This is a genomic window from Aurantibacter aestuarii (genome assembly GCF_003008425.1).
Taxonomy (GTDB): domain Bacteria; phylum Bacteroidota; class Bacteroidia; order Flavobacteriales; family Flavobacteriaceae; genus Aurantibacter; species Aurantibacter aestuarii.
Map to the genome: position 1 here is coordinate 264396 of NZ_PXOQ01000009.1, position 19299 is coordinate 283694.

The window sequence follows — 19299 nt, forward strand, 5'->3', positions numbered from 1 at the left end:
TAGTGTCTCCTTGAGCGTAGTCGAAAGGTTATTAGTTCTTGACTGCGCTCGAACAGACAAATTATTTATTTAATATAAAATTTTCCAATTGTTTTAAGCTAATGCGATTTTCGTAAATAGCTTTTCCAATAATAATACCTTCGCAACCTAATTCTGCTAATTTTGGTAATTCATCAAAGGTTGAAATGCCTCCTGAAGCTATTAATTTAATGCCTTTTGTTTCATTAAGAATACGTTGGTATAAATCAAAACTAGGACCTTCAAGCATTCCATCTTTAGAAATGTCGGTACAAATCACGTAACTCACACCTTTTGATTGATAATTTTGTATAAACGGAATTACTTTTAAATCGCTTTCTTCTAACCAACCACTAATCGCAATATTTTCGTTGTTGCAATCGGCTCCAAGGATAATTTTATCGCTACCAAATTTAGTAAGCCATTCCTGAAAAATTTCTGGGTTTTTAACTGCAATACTTCCGCCAGTAATTTGCGAAGCTCCAGAGTTAAATGCTATATTTAAATCTTCGTTAGTTTTTAGTCCACCACCAAAATCTATTTTTAAATTCGTTTTAGAAGCAATTTGCTCTAACACTTTATGATTTACAATATGTTTGGCTTTCGCGCCATCTAAATCGACCACATGTAAATACTCGATGCCTGCATCCTGAAATTCTTTAGCGACTTCCAGAGGACTTTCATTATATATTTTTTTGGTGTTGTAATCGCCTTTACTTAGACGTACACATTTTCCGTCGATGATGTCTATTGCTGGTATTATTCTCATTTTTTTATTTTCTTCTGTCAGGTCGAGCGCAGTCGAGACCTCAATTAGACCTCTCGACTGCGCTCGAGGGGACATTTTATCTATAGTAAGTATGATTACTAAATAGTATCATCTGTCATTTTTTAATTTCAAAATTTTTGAAGCTACCAAATCACATCTATCTCTATTTCCCGAAAGCCCCATACTTGAAACTTCAAATTTTAAGAGTAAATCGGATAAACCTTTTTTATCTCCTCCTGAAATCATTTTCTTATAAATAGTTGGCACATATCCTGAATATTCATTCAGAAAATTCGTCGTATATATACCTATCGGATCCCAATCTTCATATAAAATTATGTCGATTTTCTCAATTAACACCTTTTTATTCATTTCACAGTTCTAAAAAATTCTTCAAAATTTGTTCTCCTGCTACACTACTCTTTTCTGGGTGAAATTGAACGCCATAAAAATTGTCTTTTTGTAATGCTGAAGCGTAATGTAACTCATAATTGGTTGTTGCAATTTGTTCATTACAAGATTCTGCATAAAAGCTATGTACCAAATACATAAATTCATCTTCTTTAATTCCTTTAAATAAAGGACTTTTTAACTCCGAAATGGTATTCCAACCCATTTGTGGGACTTTGACTTGGTTTGAAAAACGTTTTACATCTACATTAAAAATACCTAAACCTTTTGTGTTACCTTCTTCTGATGATTTACACATAAGTTGCATACCCAAACAAATGCCTAAAACTGGCTGAGTTAAATTAGGGATTAGCGTATCTAAACCTGTAGATTTTAGCATTAGCATGGCAGATTTAGCTTCGCCTACACCAGGAAAAATGACTTTGTCCGCAGCTTTAATTTCTTCTGTATTATTTGATAACACCGCATCGACACCTAAACGTTTAAAAGCAAACTGTATGCTTTTAATGTTTCCTGCACCGTAATTTATTATAACTAATTTCATTTCTTAGCTTTTGGCTTTTGGCTATTAGCTAACAGCTAACAACAAAAGGCTATTTATAACATTCCTTTTGTAGATGGTAAAAACATTTTGTTTGAATCTCTTTTTACTGCCATTTTCATGGCTTTTGCAAATGCTTTAAAAATGCCTTCAATTTTGTGATGTTCATTATCACCTTCAGCTTTAATATTTAGGTTACATTTTGCACCGTCTGTAAACGATTTAAACAGGTGAAAAAACATTTCAGTTGGCATATCTCCTATTTTTTCACGTTTAAATTCTGCATCCCATTCTAACCAGTTTCTTCCTCCAAAATCTACTGCAACTTGCGCTAAACAGTCGTCCATTGGTAGGCAAAATCCGTAGCGTTCAATACCTAATTTATTTCCTAATGCTTTATTAAATAGTTCACCTAAAGCAATCATGGTGTCTTCTATGGTATGGTGTTCATCCACTTCTAAATCGCCATCCACTTTTATGGTTAAATCCATAGCACCATGACGACCAATTTGGTCTAACATGTGGTCGAAAAAGTTTAAACCTGTATCGATATTATTTTTCCCAGAACCATCTAAATTCAACTTAATGTAAATTTTAGTTTCGTTGGTATTACGAGTGATTTCAGAAACACGATCTTCTAATTTTAAAAACTCGTAAATTGCTTTCCAGTCTGTACTAGTTAGCGCTATACAGTCATTAATTTCTTTTTTATTAGATTCAATTTCATCTGCGCCAAGTTCTGGATCTTCAGATAAATAAATACCTTTTGCTCCTAAGTTTTTAGCCAATTCCATATCGGTAATTCTATCACCTAAAACAAAAGAATTTTCTAAATCGTAAACATCTTTATCAAAATATTGCGTTAACAAACCTGTTCTTGGTTTTCGGGTATCTGCATTTTCATGCGGAAAAGTTTTATCTATAAAAACTTCAGAAAAAACCACGCCTTCTTTTTCAAAAGCTGAAATGACTTTATTTTGAGCTGGCCAAAAGGTGTCTTCTGGAAATGAATCGGTTCCTAAACCATCCTGATTAGTAACCATAACCAATTCGTAATCCAATTCTGAAGCTATTTTAGCCATATATTGAAACACTTTTGGATAAAATTCCAACTTCTCTAAACTGTCTAGTTGATAATCTACTGGTGGCTCTAACACCAATGTGCCATCTCTATCTATAAATAATACTTTTTTCATTTTATAAAGATTTGAAAGCTTCAATTAATTTTTTGTTTTCTATAGGTGTTCCAATGGTCAATCGTAAACAATTTTCACATAAATGTTGCTTGCTTCGATTTCTAATAACGATATTTTGTTCTAGAAGTTGATTATAACGTTTCGTGGCATCATCTACTTTAATTAAAATGAAATTAGCATCTGATGGATAAATAGTTTTTACACAACTAATGTCCTTTAAAGCATCAGAAAGACGTTCTCTTTCTACTAATATATCGGCAATTTGATGACGAATTTGTTTTAAATCAGATAATCGTGAAATTGCCTTTTGCTGTGTAAGTTGATTTACGTTATATGGTGGTTTAATGCGATTTAAAATGGAAATAATTTCTTTAGACGCATAGCAAATACCTAATCTAATACCAGCCATACCATAAGCCTTAGAAAGTGTTTGTGTAATAATTAAATTGGGGAATTCTTCTAAACGTTTTAACCAACTTTGTTGTTTTGAAAAATCGATATAAGCTTCATCAATAACAATAAGCCCCTTAAATTTATCTAAAAGTGTCAAAACGGCTTCTTCTGAAAAAGAATTTCCTGTGGGATTATTTGGAGAGCATAAAAACAATAATTTTGTATTGGCATTTACTGCGCTTAAAATAGTATCAACATCTGGCTGAAAATTTTTATTTAACAGAACTTCTTTTACTTCTATAGCATTAACTTCAGCTAAAACCTGATACATGCCATATGTTGGCGGCAAAGTAATGATGTTATCAATGTTTGGTTCGCAGAAAGCTCTAAAAATAAGGTCTAAAACTTCATCACTTCCATTTCCTAAGAGCATTTGTTCTTGAGAAATTTTATGTATTTCGGTTAATATTTGTTTAACCTGATTTTGTAAAGGATCCGGATAACGATTTATTCCATTTTCGAAAGGATTTTCATTAGCATCTAAAAAAATAACATTATCAACTAAACCTTTAAACTCATTTCTTGCTGAAGAGTAAGCCTCTAATTTTTTTATATTTTCTCTTGTGAGCGCATTAATATTAAATATTTCTGTCATGATTGGTGTGTTAAGACAATTACAATATTATTTTAAATCGTTTAATCGAAGGGTTACGGCATTTTTATGTGCTTGTAAACCTTCAGCTTCAGCCATTAATTCTATTGTTTTGCCAATTTGTAACATGCCTTCTTCTGAAATTTTTTGAAAAGTAATAGCTTTGGTAAAACTATCTAGATTTACTCCAGAATATGCTCTACTAAATCCGTTAGTTGGCAAAGTATGATTAGTACCAGACGCATAATCTCCTGCACTTTCAGGAGTGAAATTGCCTATAAATACAGATCCTGCGTTTTGAATGTTATTCACAAAAAAATCATCGTTTCTAGTGGCAATAATTAAATGTTCTGGTGCATAGCTATTAATAAGTTGCAGTGCATCTTCAGCCGACTCTATCATGAATGCTTTAGAGTTTTTCAAGGCATTTTGTGCAATATCTTTTCTTGGAAGTTGCTCTAATTGTTTCTCAATTTCATTTTGAACATTAGTGATAAATTCTAAAGTATCGGTCACTAGAATAACCTGACTATCTGCTCCATGTTCTGCCTGACTTAATAAGTCTGATGCGACATAAGCGGGATGAGCCGAAGTATCTGCCACTACTAAAAGTTCACTAGGACCTGCAGGCATATCAATTGCAACACCAAATTTGGTAGAAATTTGCTTAGCAACTGTTACGAATTGATTTCCTGGACCAAATATTTTATAAACCTGAGGAATGGTTTCTGTTCCAAATGTCATTCCTGCAATAGCTTGGATTCCTCCAACTTTTATAATTTTTGTAACGCCACACAGTTGTGCTGTATACAAAATTTCGTTAGCTATATTTCCTTTAGCATTTGGAGGCGTACAAAGTACAATTTCTTTACAACCTGCAATTTGTGCGGGTACTACTAACATTAATATGGTTGAAAATAAAGGAGCTGTTCCTCCAGGAATATATAACCCCACTTTTTGTATAGCTCTTTTTTCTTGCCAACATTTTACACCTTTAACCGTTTCTACAAAAACTCTTTCAGTTTTCTGAGCTTTATGGAAGGATTCAATATTAGATTTTGCCAGTTGTATGGCTTTTTTTAGTTCTTCTGAAACCAATGCTGAAGCTTTTTGAGTTTCTTCAGTAGTAACTTCAATTGAATTTAAAGTACAACCATCAAACATTTCGGTATATTTTGAAATAGCTTGATCTCCATTACGAGCCACATCATCAAAAATTTGATTTACAGTAGCTTCAATATCGTCTACAGTTTGAGTAGGTCTTTTTAAAACATTAACCCAATCTGGTTTATCTGGATTTATAATTGTTTTCATTCTAAGTCTTTATTTAGTATCGAGGTTTTTTAAACCTGAAAATTTAAATTTATAATACCATATTTTCAATTGGACATACTAAAATTCCTTCAGCTCCTTGTTCTTTCAACCGATCTATAACTTCCCAAAAATCATTCTTATTTATAACTGAATGTATAGAACTCCAACCTTCTTGTGCCAAGGGTAAAATGGTCGGACTCTTCATTCCTGGTAAAATATTTATGATGGCATCTATTTTGTTATTTGGAGCGTTTAATAATACATATTTATTACTTGTTCCTTTTAAAACAGATTGAATTCTAAATTGAATTTTATTTAAAATGGCTTTGGCTTCTGTGTCCAAGTTTGGAGATGAAGCTAAAACTGCTTCAGAAGTTAAAAGTACTTCTGCTTCTTTTAAATTATTTTTAAACAAAGTGCTTCCACTTGATACAATATCTACAATTGCATCTGCTAAACCAATATTAGGTGCAATTTCTACAGAACCATTAATGATGTGAATATTTGCCTTAACTCCATTTTTATCTAAAAACTCGTTTACCGTATTAGGATAAGATGTCGCAATACGTTTACCTTCTAATTCTTTGATAGATGTATATTTTACACTTTTGGGTACCGCTATAGAAACTTTACATTTAGAAAAACCTAACTTCTCTACAATAGTTAAGTCTTGACCTTTTTCAACTAAAACATTTTCTCCAATAATAGCGGCATCGACTACTCCATCTCGAAGGTATTGAGGTATATCTCCATTTCTTAAGTAAAATACTTCTAAAGGAAAGTTTCTGGCAGATGCTTTAAGTTGATCTTTTCCATTGTCCACAGAAATTCCAATATCCTTTAAAAGTTTCATAGAATCTTCGTTAAGACGACCTGATTTTTGAACTGCAATTTTTAATTTTTTCATGTTTTATTTTTTTGGTGTCTAAGGAAAACGAATGAAAACAAAAAACCCATTCGATTTCTCAAACGGGTTTAGTTATATATGAATTTACATCAATACATTTTACCTCGCTTGATAGCCAGTTAAAAAATGATGGTGATGTAAGTTATTGTTATACATAGTTAATTCTTAAAGTGCAAATTTGAGAAAAAAATATTAAAGAAAAAACTTTATTAGAAACTTTTTGAATATTTATTCGGTATTCACACATTAGCGTTAAGTTTAAGCCGATTAACTAATTGAAAATCTCTTTTATTTAATTTTAATTTGATTTTAAAAACTTAATTGTTGTAGGCTGAGTTCCTGTTGTTAATTTGACCAAATAGAAACCATTAGCCAAACCTGCAGTAGATATTGACTGGTTGTCCGAAATTTGAGATATTTGTTTAACAACTCTACCATCTACCGTAATTATTTGTAAATTATACTTCAAATGGTCTAAACCTTTAATATGAAAATTATCCTTAACCGGGTTTGGATATAATGTAAAGTTATTTGTATTAAATTGCTCAACACTTAATGGTTGAGAATACTCGACATCTAAAAATGGTTTAGCATTATTCATATACTCTGCAAGGCCTACTGTAGAGAAGTCATTGTCTAAAACAGCATCACCCGTGTTAAAATCTATATAATCCGCATTAGCATTAACGTTTGGAAAGGATAATCTAAACTGAGTTGTTCCATTTAAGTTAACCGCTGCCATACCATTCGCGTTTAAATCTATACGAAGCGCATAACCGTTGGTTGAAACAGTTCCATGGAAACATCCCGCATCTACAACATCTGCAACCTCTGTGAAATCTGAATTTTCAAGACCAATTGCCCCAAAACTTCCTGATTTAATTTCCAAAAGCGGTGTGCCTAAAGCTCCAGAAGTAAAAGGATTGGTAGTATTGCTTGCATTTCGTATTAAATAAATACTTGCTTTTTCTACTACAGCATCACTAGGTAATGCGCTGGTATCAAAGCTTAAAATGCCTTTATAGCTATTAGTACCATCATCTCCTACTCTAACTTGTCCAGTACCTATAGTATTCCCATTAGTCCAGCCATCTTCTGAACCTCCATTTGAGAAAAAAGTTGTTGTAACGTCATTTCTAATTTTTGGCATAAAATAATTAAGAGCCTGATGTGTAATTTTATATCTGTATGCATTAGCACTTAAATGAATGGGATCTGCTGCATTTCTGAAATTAGGACGAATACTAGGTCTGTTTATATTTCCGCCATAAAAATTAGCAGAAAAAGGAGCTTGTTGCTCTGGTAATGACAAAGTTCCTGGAGCACTCACACCATCACCATAGTAATAATGAGATAAGCCAATTGCATTATCAAAAAATAACTTTGGTTCTAAACCAAGCCAAGAAATTCGCTCGTCCTCTATAGTAACCATCATTTGATTTAATTCTGCATCTGTAATTAAATCGTTATTAGGATCTCTACTTAAATCCCTTCGTTTTGGACATGCATAAGCAAAACATAAAAACCCCGTATTAAAATTTGGATAATCGTAACTAGAAAGTAAAATATCTACATTAGGGTGCGCTGCAATAATTTGGTTAATAATTGTAAAGGTATTAGCTCGTATAGTTGCAAATAAAGCCGCTTCAGAGCCTGGAACATCTAAATCCATGTCTTTATACCAGCCTCCACCAGATTTAGCGGCTAAGATATCGTTACCGCCAATACTTAAAATAACAGTTTCAATGGTTGGGTTGTTAGTAATTTCGTTTATGACATTGTCTATCCAAGGATAATTTACCATATCCGCCCATTCTCTGGCTTCAGAACCACTAATGGCATATTCACTTCCTCCATAACCTGCACCAGGATTAGAGCCTAGAGATTGACCAAGTAAATCGTAATCTGGATGACCAAACTTATTAAAAATTTCATTGTGTGTTCCATCATCATACATGTATTGAGCCCAAGAATCTCCTGCGATTAAGACTTTAGGTTCTGGCGTACAAGTTTGAGCATACGCGTATGAAAGGCTGAAACATAAAAAGAGTGTAAAAATTGATTTCAATAGATTAGGTTTTTTAGTTTGAAAATATTTTAAAATGAAAAAATCCACTTGATTCCTCAAATGGATTTTAAATATAAGTTTTAAATTGAAAATAATTATGAAATATTTAAATTTTTAGTCAAAAATTTATTGATTTCCTAAAATAATTGGTAATCCGGAATCTCCAGAACCAATAACAATGACTTTACTGTTTGGTGAATTACTCAATTTCATAGTTGCTTCTATTCCTTTATCCTTTAAAATTTGATCATTTAACGAAGCACTTAAAATTTTATTAGCATCTGCTTTACCTTGAGCTTCAATACGTACCTTTTCGGCTTCTTTTTGAGCTGTAACTAATCTAAATTCGTATTCTAAAGATTCTTGTTCTTGTTTTAACTTACGTTCAATTGCGTCTTTAATAGTATTTGGTAAAGTTACATCACGCACTAAAACTTCATTTAATTGTACGTTTTGCTTATTTAAAATCTTTTTAGTTTCATCAAAAATTTCATCTTGAATAGCGTCACGCTTACTAGAATACAATTGCTCTGGCGTATAACGACCTACAACACTTCGGGCTGCACTTCTTATAGCTGGTTTAATGACGCGGTCCAAATAGTTTTCTCCAATAGATTTGTGTAATTTTCCTAATTGTGAATATACTGGCTCATACCAAGCAGATGCATCAATTTGAATTTCTAGTCCGTTAGAAGATAATACTTTCATTTTTTCAAATAATTCTTGCTGTCTTACTTCATATACAAAAACATCGTTCCATGGAGCTATTACATGAAATCCTTCGCCTAATGCAGGTTCATCTACAACTACACCACCATCAAAGGTTTTGTATAATACGCCTGCTTGTCCAGATTTTATGGTAATAGCCGATTTAAATAATATAATTAAAATAATTATGATCCCAATAATTACTGGTATGCCTGCTTTTGGTAGTTTTTCCATTTTCTATTTATAGTTTTAAATTAATCCTTTATATTTTCTAATAAACCATTCTACTGCTATTAATAAAATAATTATAAATAGTAAATAGTACCAGTTTATAAGTTCTTCGGTTGTGGTTTGACTTTTTTGTATAGGTAAATAACGCTTATCATTAAGTAAAACACTAATGTTTTCTTCAATACTACTTGCTGTTACGACCTTAGTATTTTTTTCTTGTGCTATTATATTTAGTTTAGTAAAATTAGCACTAGAAAATTGAGTTTCAATATTATAATCTAAGATTTTGAAAGCACCAGACCTACTTAAATTTTCTTGAGGTACATTGACTGTGAATGTATAATCTCCCGCAGATAACTGACTTAGATTAACACTGTAATAATTATTATTTAATACCAAAGGTAAGGTTTTAGTTTCGTTTGTTTCGGTATTTTTCAAAGTAATTAAGACTTCTTGATTAGCTGTAAATTCGTAATTTTTATTAAAGACCTGAGCTTTTAGTATTTGAGCTTCTGTTCCATCGTAAAACGAAAGATAGTCTAAACTTAATCGCTCTTTACGTTGTTTTGAAGCTATGTATTGAATTGTTTTTCCAATGAACTCATCAAAAGCCATAAAATTTTGCTGGTTCAAAAAACTTTGAGCTCTCCACTTCCATATATTTTCACCAAATAAAAACGCATGTCTTTGAGAACCATCTTCTAAAGTTGCAAATAGAGATTCTTTTGTTTTAATACCATTAACCGTTTTATAAAGTAAGGTTTGATAAGCGTTATTGAATTTAGTAGTTCCAAAAGTGGATTGTAATGGAGGATAATCTTCAAAATCTAAATCTGGAATTATAAATGCATTAAACCCTGTGTTTAGCTCTGGTTGATAATCTTCAGTTTGCATAGTTGGTTCGAAATTGAAATATGCATTTTGTTTGTTTAAAAATCCCCAATCTGTTTTTGTGCCTGTAATGGTCCATGTATGTACTGCATTTGCGATTAAATCTGAATATAAATCCTTAAACAAACTATTTGGTTGATATAGTATAACTAATTGAAAATCATTAATCTGATTTTTTAATTCTTTTGGTTCTAATATTTTAGCCTGTCTTTGTTTATTAGTTTCAATACTTTTTTTAAGTACACCTAAATCTGGATGCATCAAGGTACTAACAATAGCGACTTTAGTGGACTCGTCCACGACTTCTATTGCAAAGTTTTTAGTATTGTTTACCGTATTTTTTTCGTTATCTAAAGTTGAAATGGATGCCACATAAGTTTGTACACCAACACGACTGGTTGGTAACTCAATATTCAACACTTGGCTGTTATTTTCTTTTGAAAAATCAATAGTTTTTGAAAAGACTATACTACCATTATTTGAAATACTTAGTGTTTGTTGTACTGAAGCTTCACCTTGATACATTAAAATAAGTTCTACAGGAAACTTATTCTTTAAATAAGCGTATTTGTTAACGTTTAAGGTTTTTATACTTAAATCGTCATAAACAGTAGTATCTCCTACAATTATTGGATATATAGAATTGTTATAGGCTTTAGCACTAAATTCGTAATCGTTTCCTATCGTTTGGTTTCCATCGGTTATTAATACGGTTGGCGCTACTGTGCTTTTATAAATACGGTTTAATTCCTCTAAAGCTTTGCTAATATTGGTTTGTTTGCTTTTAAAGTTTAACGTATCTGATGTAGTTAATTGATCACTAAATTGATAGTTTATAATATTAAATTTCTTCTTTAAACGAGAATTATTGTTGTAAGCCTCTACAAGGCTTACAATAGTTTCTTTTTGTTTTAAAAAGTCTAGAGAGTTAGAATTATCTGCAACTACTAATAAGTTTGGTTTTTCATTATAAACCGTAGTGTTTTTAATTTTAGGATTTATAAGTAATATTAAAATTAAAAAAATAGTACAAAACCTAAGTATAGCAAAAAGCGCATTATGTTTAAATGCGCTTTTAGATTTATAATGATATAGAAATAATGAAGCTAAAAGTGCCACAATTACTGCTATAATTAGATATATATAAGTTTGGATTGTCATTTAAAATGAACCTGTTTCTATAGCTTTGTTTAAGTTTTTTAAATCTTTATTATTTATCATCCAAGAAGCTCCCTGATAATTTTGAAAAACCATATTACCTTTATTATCAAATATATTTACCACTTTAAAATGCCTTGATGGATTCATAACTAAATAATAAGCTAATTCATTATTTTTTGTTTTTTCATATAATAACTCAGAAATTTCATCTTCTTGTTTTAAAACAAAAGAATAGTCATATTTTTTTAAAGTTTTATTTTTATGATGAGATTCAATTTGCTCTAAAGTATAACCATTACCAATGTATTCTTTAATGGTATACCCCATTATACTTAAATAACTAATTAATAAATCATTATTTTTCAAATCTGATATTTCACTGGTTGAAAAATCTCCCCAAGAAATAAAAGATTCATTGTTTTTAATTTTATTATTAATAAATCTGAAATAATTTTCAATTTGAAATTTTCCAGTATGTAACTTTAATTGATTTTCTTTTTTAACACTTGTTTGAACCATACCTACTGAAGTTCTTGAACCAATACTTATAAAAATATCTGCAAAGATAAAAGTATCTAATAATGTTTCCTTTTTCTTAACTTTATATTCTTTTAAAATACTAAACTCAATTCTTGTATTTTCATAAGATTTATCTGCATTAAAAGCCATATTTGAAGACCTATATTCACTAGTTGTAAAGTATACTATTGCATCTCCAATTTTAACTTTAGAAATTATTTCGCTTTCAGATATAACCTCATACTCACTAACATCCCATGAGTTTTTAACCATAGTTTTAAATTGTTCTAAATTAAAACTCGATTGATATACATCTTCATTATATACAAAAAAGATTTTTGCATTTTTAATTTTATCAAAATCTTCCTGTTTTAACTCATCTGGTTTGTTGGTGTAAATTGATTTACTGTGCTTTATTTCTCCAACATATACTTGTGCATTAAGAGTTGTAAATCCAATTATTACAATTAAAATTGATAATAAATTTTTAATCATTTTATATTTTTTATTTTAAAATTTATAACCTTGGAAAAGTAAATTTAAATAGCAGATCTGCAAGCAGTTACTAAAATTAATACTACTAGAACAATAATTATTTTTTTCATTATTTATTTATGAAGTTTATACTTTAAATTAAGTTAACATTCCGCCATCTACATTAAGCGTTTGTCCTGTAACGTAAGCAGACATATCGCTTGCTAAGAATACACAAACATTAGCTACATCTTCTGGAGAACCACCACGTTTTAAAGGAATAGAATCTCTCCAACCTTGAACGGTTTTTTCGTCTAACTTAGCTGTCATTTCGGTTTCTATAAAACCTGGAGCAATCACATTACTTCTAATGTTTCTTGAGCCTAACTCTAAAGCCACAGATTTAGAAAAGCCAATAATACCAGCTTTACTTGCCGCATAGTTAGTTTGCCCTGCATTACCTTTAACACCAACTACAGAACTCATGTTAATAATTGAGCCTTTACGTTGCTTAAGCATGGTACGTTGTACAGCTTTAGTCATGTTAAATACCGATTTTAAATTAACTTCTATAACCGTATCAAAATCTTCTTCTGAAATACGCATTAATAAATTATCCTTTGTAATTCCAGCATTATTAATTAATACATCAATACTACCAAATTCTGCTACAACTGCATCTGCTAGTTCCTGAGATTCTGTAAAGCTTGCTGCGTTACTTTTATAGCCTTTAGCTTTTACGCCTAAAGCGGTTAATTCTTTTTCTAACTCGTTTGCCGCTTCCACAGAAGAGCTGTAAGTAAATGCTACGTTAGCACCGTTTTTTGCAAAAACTTCTGCAATTCCTTTACCTATACCTCTACTTGCTCCTGTTATTATAGCTGTTTTACCTTCTAAAAGCTTCATATATAAATGGTTTAGTTTTATTTATTAATAAGTTCAAATATACTAATAAAGCCGACTTTTAAAAACTAAAAATCCCTTCAATTTTTAGTATTGAAGGGATTTATTTTTTAAGCAAAATGCTTTACAGTTAACTAACTTTAGGTTTACAACTTAACTTCTTTAGGTTTTTCATAATTAAACAGATAATCGATATCCATTTCCTGAACTTTACCTAAACGCTTTAATTCTTTAAAGTCGATGTCTTTCTTGTTACCAATAACCATAACATTATAGTTTTCGCCTTTAATGTTTTTGTTAAAGAATTCACGAAGGTCTTTTAACTCCATATTCTTAATAGCTTCGTACATTTCTTTACGGTTATCGTTTTCTATACCACGTTTCTTTAAGCTCTCATAATTCCAGAAAATACTAGATTTTGTAATACGTTGAGAAGCTAATTCTTTTAAAACAGATTCTTTAGCCGATTGAAATTGTTCTTCAGATTCTGGCATGTCATTCATTAACGTCATCATGGCGTCTACAGCCTGTGGCATTTTATTAGCCTGAGTTCCCATATACGCCATAACATAATTAGAATCTTCTTTATCTGATGCATCTGCATAGTAAGCATAGGCTGAATACGCTAAAGCTTTAGATTCTCTAATTTCTTGGAATACAATAGAAGATAATCCGCTACCGAAATACGTATTAAACAACGTTGAAGCAGCCATGTTTTCTGGTTTAAAAGGTTCTCCTTTTGCTAAAAACATCATTTCTGCTTGTACCATATCGAAATCTACAAAATAAACATTTCCTCCAGTTTCTTGTTCATCGTAAACCACAGCTTCAGGATAGTCTTTTAATTGTACTGAAACTTTATGATGGTTGTTTAAAGCAGAAACAGCATCTTCAACATCTTTTCCGTAATAAAAAATGCGGTGTTTATAATTTTTTAAATCTGTAGCAATAGCAACTAATTCTTCAGGATTAATAGCTTTTAACTCGCTAATTGTCATTATATTTCTCAATCGAGAATTCTCTCCATACTTAGCATAGTTTGTAAGACCGTTTCTTAAAATAGCACCTTTATTCGTTTTGGTATCTTGTCTTGATTTAGCTATGGATTCTACTAACTTATCGTAAGCTTCAGGATTAGACTTTGCATTAGTAAGTAAGTCTTCCAATAATTCTAAACCTTTTGGCAAATTTTCCTTAAGACCAGACAGCGTGATATAACTTTTTTCTGCTCCTGCATTTACTCTGTAATCTATACCTAATTTATAAAACTCTTTCTTTAATTCTTCAGCCGTGTATTTGTCGGTTCCTAAATATTCAAGATAGTTTACTGCTAAACCTAATTTTTGATCGCTATCATAGCCCATATCGAAAATAAGATTTAAATCGAATAAATCATTCGTTTCATTTTCTACATAAGATACATTAATACCACTATCGGTTTTAGTCTCTTTAATTGCGGTTTTATAATCTATATATTTAGGCTCTAAAGGCTGAGACTCCATTTTATTAAATTTCTGAATAAAATCTGAAGACTTACCTCTATTTAAATTAATTTGAGTAATACCTGGATTTTGAACTTTAGCAATAGATTTGTCTTCTCCTTGACGCTTATAAGTTACCACATAATTGTCTTTGTAAAACGAATTAGCAAAATCGACTAATTCCTTTTTAGAAATCATTTTTAAATCGTCTAAAAACGAAACTTTATCTTTCCATTCTTCATGATGAATAAAAGCATCATAATAGGCTGTTGCTACAGCTGTAGCGTTTTCGTATCGACGCATTTGCGATTTTTTTAAATCGTTTACAACAGCCTCAATCATCCACTCTTCAAAATTACCAGCTTTTAACTCATTAATTTGAGTTAAGATTAGAGACTTAACTTCATCTAAAGTTTGTCCGTCTTTTGGTCTACCAGAAAAATTATGATAGCCATAATCATTTAAAAATTGAGTAGAACAACCAGCATATTGAACTAATTGTTTCTGATTTAGATTTAAATCGATAATTCCAGCGTTTCCATTAGCTAAAATCATATCACATAAGGTCACTAACTTTTCTTCCTTAGTGTTAACTCCTTTAGATCTGAACGCAATAGAAACACTTTCTGCAGTTGGACCAAACACTTCTTTTACAACAGGAGCTGTAAGTGGTGTTTCTTTTGGTAATTCTGGATGAACTACTTCTTTTTTCTCAAATTTTCCAAAGTTATCATTTACCTTTTTTATAGTAGCATCAAAATCTAAATCTCCCACTAAAACTACTGCCATGTTATTAGGCACATAATATTTATCGAAATAATTATTAATATCTACCATTGAAGGATTTTTTAAATGCTCTGCCGTACCAATAGTGGTTTGTTGTCCGTAAGGATGGTTTGGAAATAAACCTTCTAACATAGCTGCATATTGCTTACGTCCGTCATTATCCTGTCCTCTGTTAAACTCTTCAAACACCGCTTCTAATTCGGTATGAAATAAGCGTAATACTAATTGGCTAAAACGTTCTGTCTCCACAGTAAGCCATTTATCTAGTTCGTTTGCTGGAATTTTATTTTTATAGACCGTTTCTTCAAACCAAGTATGAGCATTGGTACCTGTTGCTCCAAGAGATGTTAACATCTTATCATACTCATTAGCAATAGAATAATTAGATGCAATTAAAGAAACAGAATCTATTTTCTTATATAGAATACTTTTTTTATCTGGATTGGTTTCTGCACGATGTAACTCGTATAGATTTGAAATCTGATCTAAATATTTTTTCTCTTCTTCCCAATTTTCTGTACCTATTTCATCTGTTCCTTTAAATACCATGTGTTCTAAATAGTGCGCTAAACCTGTAGATTCTTTAGGATCGTAATTAGATCCAGCACGAACGGCAATGTAAGTTTGAATGGTTGGTTCTTCCTCATTTTTGCTCAGATAGACTTTAAGTCCGTTATCTAAAGTGTACAAACGTAACCCGGTAGGATCGTTTTTAACTGTTTCGTAACTAAACCCATTAGCATCTTTTTGGGTTTGTACAACTGCCATAGCTGTATCCTTGGATTTATTGTTATCTTTTTTACAGCTAAAAGAAACGACTAGTAATGCCAAAACAGGCAAGAGTTTAAAATACTTCATAAGTTTAATTTTGGTTTATAAAAAAAGTTCGTTAGACTATAATAGCCTAACGAACTTTAAATTAATTTATTTTTATACTAAATATATTATCCTAAAACTTCAGCTACTTTTTTACCAATTTCTGCTGGAGAATCCACAACGTGGATTCCACAAGCTTTCATAATAGCTTTTTTAGCCTGAGCTGTATCATCCGATCCACCTACAATAGCACCTGCGTGACCCATTGTACGACCAGCTGGAGCAGTTTCGCCTGCTATAAAACCAACTACTGGTTTTTTTGATCCACTAGCTTTGTACCAGTTAGCTGCATCTGCTTCTAATTGACCACCTATTTCACCAATCATTACAACACATTCGGTTTCTGGGTCGTTTATTAATAACTCTACCGCTTCTTTGGTAGTTGTACCAATAATTGGATCTCCACCAATACCAATAGCAGTAGTAATACCTAAACCTTGTTTTACAACTTGGTCTGCAGCTTCGTAAGTTAAAGTTCCAGATTTAGATACAATTCCAACATTTCCTTTTTTGAAAACGAAACCTGGCATGATACCAACTTTAGCTTCACCTGGAGTTATAACACCTGGGCAGTTAGGACCAATTAAGCGACAGTTTTTTCCTTTTATATAATCTGCAGCTTTAATCATGTCTGCTACAGGAATACCTTCAGTAATGGTAATAATCACTTTTATCCCAGCGTCTGCAGCTTCCATAATAGCATCTGCAGCAAATGCTGGCGGAACAAAAATAATAGTTGTATCTGCTCCTGCTTTTTGTACAGCTTCTTCTACTGTATTAAATACCGGACGATCTAAGTGTGTTTGACCACCTTTACCTGGAGTAACACCTCCAACAACATTAGTTCCGTACTCTATCATTTGACTAGCGTGAAAAGAACCTTCACTACCAGTAAAACCTTGAACTATAATTTTTGAATCTTTATTAACTAATACGCTCATGTTTAATTTTTTGATTTTTTAACCTTCACAAAAGTAAGTTTTATGAAGGTATTTAAAAAAGTATTTTTGGTTTAATTTTAATTTAATTATAGTCGTTTTATTAATGGTCTGCCAATTGACTAATTTGATTAATTTTGTAAACTTTAGAGTCCTTAACTTCTACTATAGAAATGAAATTAGCCAAAGCGTCTTCCTTTTCTGGACGTTCTATTGCTGTAACATATACGGTAAACCTTACGGTAACAAAGTTGCTTTCTTCGTGTAATTGATGAATTTGAGCTTGATACGAATGGAAATTTCTTTTTAACTCGCTGAATAGATTTTTGACATCCTCTAAGTTGTAATGTAAAGTACCTTTAGAACTGTTCCATGTCATTTCAAAATCATCATGAAAATAAGACATTACATTTGCATCCTTAACAAAGTCTAAAGTATAAAATTTGGATATAATTTCTTTTGCAGACATTTACTTAATTTTAAATTGTTCTAAAAGAGCAGGCAACCTTCTTAATAAAGCTAACTCCTTAAGTTTAACTCTCGATTCTTCAATTGGTGTTCCAAAATAAGTTTTGTAACCTTCTACTGATTTGGTAACGCCTGTTTGACCTAATATAACTGCCTTTTTACCTATTTTAATCCCGCTATTAGTACCAACTTGACCCCAGATAGTTACTTCATCTTCAATAACACAACAACCTGCAATGCCAGTTTGAGATGCTATTAAACACTTCTTACCAATAATAGTATCGTGTCCAACTTGAATTTGATTATCCAATTTTGTGCCTTCACCTATTGTTGTATCTCCGGTAACCCCTTTGTCTATAGTACAAGCTGCACCTATATGAACGTTGTTTTCTATGATTACACGACCACCTGATAGTAATTGATCAAATCCTTCAGGTCTAGTCTTGTAATAAAAAGCATTTCCTCCAATTACTGTTCCTGCATTTATTACTACATCGTCACCTATAACACAATCATCATAAATGCTAACGTTAGCATGGATAATACAGTTTTTACCAATTGAAACGTTGTGACCAATAAAACAATTAGGTTGAATAACTGTGTCCTTTCCAATTATTGCCGAATCTGAGATAGAGAAATTTGATGCTTGAAATGGTTTGAAATATGAAGTTAATTTATTAAAATCTCTAAAGGGATCATTACTGATAAGTAAGGCCTTACCATCTGGACAGGTCACTTCCTTATTTATTAAAACTATAGTTGCAGCACTATTTAGTGCTTTATCATAGTATTTTGGATGATCAACAAAAACAATATCTCCTGCTTCTACAACATGAATTTCATTCATCCCATCTACAGGAAAATTATCATCACCAACATAACTACAATTAATTATTGCAGCTATATCTTTTAAACTATATGTTTTAGGGAACTTCATAATTTTTAAAGTGCTACTAAGTGCTTCAGATTTAAGATAAACTTAAATTCTGTTTCACTTAAAAGCTTTAAATTATTCTTTAACGCGTTCTTTGTAAGTTCCTTTTTCCGTTTCAACCTTTATTTTATCACCTTCATTTATAAATAATGGTACGTTTACTTCAGCACCAGTTTCAACAGTTGCCGGTTTTGTGGCATTGGTTGCTGTATTCCCTTTTACTCCTGGTTCTGTAGCCGTAACTTCTAAAATAACAGTTGCAGGCATGTCTACAGATAATGGCATATTGTCTTCAGTATTTATCTGAATAGTAACCACTTCTCCTTCTTTCATTAAATCTGGACGATCTAAAGCAGACTCTAAAAGTCTTATTTGTGTATAGTCTTCCTGATTCATAAAATGATAAAATTCCCCATCATGATATAAAAACTGAAACTTATGTGTTTCAACACGAACTTCATCAATTTTATGACCTGCCGAAAAAGTATTATCAAGTACTTTACCATTGGTAACACTTTTCATTTTTGTTCTAACAAATGCTGGTCCTTTACCAGGTTTTACGTGAAGAAATTCTACTATTTTATAGATATCGTTATTATATCTTATACATAATCCGTTTCTAATATCTGAAGTTGTTGCCATTATTATGGTATATAAATT

Annotated in this window: 18 protein-coding genes; all 18 read right to left on the bottom strand. The window is 31.4% G+C overall.

Annotated elements, in window-relative coordinates:
* Positions 1-61: 61 nt before the first annotated feature.
* The 18 genes from hisA to efp all read right to left on the bottom strand — a co-directional run bounded on the left by hisA (position 62) and on the right by efp (position 19281).
* On the bottom strand, positions 62-787 hold the full coding sequence (gene hisA, locus C7H52_RS07940) for a 1-(5-phosphoribosyl)-5-[(5-phosphoribosylamino)methylideneamino]imidazole-4-carboxamide isomerase (RefSeq protein WP_106463913.1): 726 nt from the start codon (positions 785-787) through the stop codon (positions 62-64).
* Between the two features lie 108 nt (positions 788-895).
* The gene (locus tag C7H52_RS07945) at positions 896-1159 is read right to left on the bottom strand and encodes a hypothetical protein (RefSeq protein WP_106463369.1); all 264 of its coding nucleotides are present in this window, start codon (positions 1157-1159) and stop codon (positions 896-898) included.
* 1 nt (position 1160) lies between these two features.
* Entirely contained in the window at positions 1161-1742 is a 582-nt protein-coding gene (gene hisH, locus C7H52_RS07950; protein ID WP_106463370.1) for an imidazole glycerol phosphate synthase subunit HisH, read from the bottom strand.
* Positions 1743-1795: 53 nt separating this feature from the next.
* On the bottom strand, positions 1796-2935 hold the full coding sequence (gene hisB / locus C7H52_RS07955; RefSeq protein ID WP_106463371.1) for a bifunctional histidinol-phosphatase/imidazoleglycerol-phosphate dehydratase HisB: 1140 nt from the start codon (positions 2933-2935) through the stop codon (positions 1796-1798).
* A 1-nt stretch (position 2936) separates the two neighbouring features.
* The gene (gene hisC / locus C7H52_RS07960) at positions 2937-3983 is read right to left on the bottom strand and encodes a histidinol-phosphate transaminase (protein ID WP_106463372.1); all 1047 of its coding nucleotides are present in this window, start codon (positions 3981-3983) and stop codon (positions 2937-2939) included.
* A gap of 27 nt (positions 3984-4010) precedes the next feature.
* Entirely contained in the window at positions 4011-5294 is a 1284-nt protein-coding gene (hisD, locus tag C7H52_RS07965; RefSeq protein ID WP_106463373.1) for a histidinol dehydrogenase, read from the bottom strand.
* A 49-nt stretch (positions 5295-5343) separates the two neighbouring features.
* Positions 5344-6201, bottom strand: coding sequence for an ATP phosphoribosyltransferase (hisG, locus tag C7H52_RS07970; RefSeq protein ID WP_106463374.1), 858 nt, complete (start codon positions 6199-6201; stop codon positions 5344-5346).
* Between the two features lie 298 nt (positions 6202-6499).
* The gene (locus tag C7H52_RS07975; protein ID WP_146130026.1) at positions 6500-8269 is read right to left on the bottom strand and encodes a T9SS type A sorting domain-containing protein; all 1770 of its coding nucleotides are present in this window, start codon (positions 8267-8269) and stop codon (positions 6500-6502) included.
* A 126-nt stretch (positions 8270-8395) separates the two neighbouring features.
* Complete coding sequence (locus tag C7H52_RS07980) at positions 8396-9211, bottom strand: prohibitin family protein (RefSeq protein WP_106463376.1); 816 nt, start codon at positions 9209-9211, stop codon at positions 8396-8398.
* Between the two features lie 15 nt (positions 9212-9226).
* A complete protein-coding gene (locus C7H52_RS07985; protein ID WP_106463377.1) occupies positions 9227-11260 on the bottom strand; it encodes a hypothetical protein in 2034 nt (677 codons plus the stop codon).
* Entirely contained in the window at positions 11261-12274 is a 1014-nt protein-coding gene (locus C7H52_RS07990) for a hypothetical protein (protein ID WP_106463378.1), read from the bottom strand.
* Positions 12275-12318: 44 nt separating this feature from the next.
* Positions 12319-12384, bottom strand: coding sequence for a lipoprotein (locus tag C7H52_RS13585; protein ID WP_181256236.1), 66 nt, complete (start codon positions 12382-12384; stop codon positions 12319-12321).
* A gap of 28 nt (positions 12385-12412) precedes the next feature.
* A complete protein-coding gene (gene fabG / locus C7H52_RS07995; RefSeq protein ID WP_106463379.1) occupies positions 12413-13159 on the bottom strand; it encodes a 3-oxoacyl-[acyl-carrier-protein] reductase in 747 nt (248 codons plus the stop codon).
* 143 nt (positions 13160-13302) lie between these two features.
* Positions 13303-16281: a M16 family metallopeptidase gene (locus C7H52_RS08000; protein ID WP_106463380.1), complete on the bottom strand. Its 2979-nt coding sequence runs from the start codon at positions 16279-16281 to the stop codon at positions 13303-13305.
* Between the two features lie 86 nt (positions 16282-16367).
* On the bottom strand, positions 16368-17240 hold the full coding sequence (sucD, locus tag C7H52_RS08005) for a succinate--CoA ligase subunit alpha (protein WP_106463381.1): 873 nt from the start codon (positions 17238-17240) through the stop codon (positions 16368-16370).
* A gap of 100 nt (positions 17241-17340) precedes the next feature.
* On the bottom strand, positions 17341-17706 hold the full coding sequence (locus C7H52_RS08010; protein WP_106463382.1) for a nuclear transport factor 2 family protein: 366 nt from the start codon (positions 17704-17706) through the stop codon (positions 17341-17343).
* A complete protein-coding gene (locus tag C7H52_RS08015) occupies positions 17707-18642 on the bottom strand; it encodes a UDP-3-O-(3-hydroxymyristoyl)glucosamine N-acyltransferase (protein WP_106463383.1) in 936 nt (311 codons plus the stop codon).
* Positions 18643-18714: 72 nt separating this feature from the next.
* A complete protein-coding gene (gene efp / locus C7H52_RS08020; RefSeq protein ID WP_106463384.1) occupies positions 18715-19281 on the bottom strand; it encodes an elongation factor P in 567 nt (188 codons plus the stop codon).
* Positions 19282-19299 lie beyond the last annotated feature (18 nt).